Origin of the sequence: Mangrovicoccus sp. HB161399 (assembly GCF_013184745.1) — a bacterium.
Lineage (GTDB): Bacteria > Pseudomonadota > Alphaproteobacteria > Rhodobacterales > Rhodobacteraceae > Mangrovicoccus.
The window spans coordinates 1-866 of the sequence record NZ_JAATVU010000267.1; the positions used below are offsets into that span (position 1 = coordinate 1).

At 58.7% G+C, this 866-nt stretch carries 1 protein-coding gene and 1 pseudogene; both read right to left on the reverse strand.

The genetic code is table 11. From position 1 onward, the window contains the following. Positions 1 to 27: 27 nt before the first annotated feature. Positions 28 to 573 carry a recombinase zinc beta ribbon domain-containing protein gene (locus tag HCC78_RS32805; RefSeq protein WP_371743977.1) on the reverse strand — a complete coding sequence of 182 codons (546 nt, stop codon included), beginning with the start codon at positions 571 to 573 and terminating at the stop codon, positions 28 to 30. After that, positions 553 to 768 (reverse strand): annotated as a pseudogene (locus tag HCC78_RS34590) (recombinase family protein); the annotation flags it as partial. The gene HCC78_RS32805 and the pseudogene HCC78_RS34590, both read right to left, overlap by 21 nt. Positions 769 to 866: the final 98 nt, after the last annotated feature.

Below are 866 nucleotides of genomic sequence, written 5' to 3' on the forward strand. Positions count from 1 at the left end.
GCGCTCATTGAGAAAGTCACTCCCTGCCTATCGCTGGAAATGAGATCTCAGAACCGCCGCCTCACAAACAGGTGGGGCCGGGACATCGCATACGACCAGTTCATGCTTGCGCTGCTCTAGAGCCTTCGCTTTGCCTGCTATGAAGCTAGCTGCCACGCCTTGGATAATGGCCCCGTAGACCTTTTCCATCTCCTTCTCGACCTTCGCTAGCTCCTTCTTGTAGCGGGTAATGCCAGCATTTTGCTCCATCCGCAGGCGGTTCAAGGTCGCAGCGTACTCATCACAGAAGACTTTCGTGAGCTCTGGCTCCATCAGTCGCGCCCGCAGGGCACCAATAACCTTCTCTTCGAGAACATCTTGGCCGATGGTTGTCCGACAGTTGCACGTCCCCTTGTTGCGTGCTGATGAGCAGCCATAGCGGCGCGCCGAGACGATCGACATGCCTCCGCCGCACTCGCCGCACTTTAGAAGGTACGACAGCAGGTTTGGCGGGCGCTGCTTCGTGTTGAAGGTCGTACGCTTGTCGAGATGGCCCTGATACGCTTTGGCCGCGTCCCACAGGTCCTGATCCACGATGCGTAGATGCGGAACCTCGGTGATGACCCAGTCCTTCTCCTCGTTCATGCGCGAGATGCGCTTGCCGGTATTGGGGTCTTTGACGTAGCGCAGCTTGTTCCAGACTTGGCGCCCGACATAGAGCTCGTTGTTGAGGATGCCGGTGCCCCGCTGACGGTTCCCATTGATGGTGCTCGCGCCCCACGCTTTGCCGGTAGTGAGCTTGCCCCCGGATGCCGGACTGGGAGTTAAATTACTTCCAGATAGAGGGACCCCACATGAGCAGACAGCCCCGCCGCCACTTCACTGCC